We start from the raw sequence: 201 nt of genomic DNA, 5'->3' as shown, positions 1-201 counted from the left end.
TACTTACAAGGATTGCGGTGTATATTATAGTAAGTTTTCTTGATATAGACAGCCTCCTATGTATAATGATCATACACTCCTTTCTTTTTATTAGATTTCTTTCATCATATAACCAGTACCTCTAACTGTTGTTATATATTTTTCATTAGATACATCATTGAGCTTAACTCTCAGATAGCTTATATACACATCAACTATACT

The 201-nt window shown here is 29.4% G+C and carries 1 protein-coding gene; it reads right to left on the bottom strand.

The window, feature by feature from the left end:
* Positions 1 to 90: 90 nt before the first annotated feature.
* The gene (locus tag ACJDU8_RS26050) at positions 91 to 189 is read right to left on the bottom strand and encodes a winged helix-turn-helix domain-containing protein (protein ID WP_406794994.1); all 99 of its coding nucleotides are present in this window, start codon (positions 187 to 189) and stop codon (positions 91 to 93) included.
* Between the last annotated feature and the right edge of the window lie 12 nt (positions 190 to 201).

It is taken from the genome of Candidatus Clostridium eludens (genome assembly GCF_045310515.1).
GTDB classification, from domain to species: Bacteria; Bacillota; Clostridia; order Clostridiales; family Clostridiaceae; genus Clostridium_B; species Clostridium_B eludens.
The sequence above is the reverse complement of the archived record's forward strand: the minus strand, read 5'-3'. Positions and strand labels throughout refer to the sequence as shown.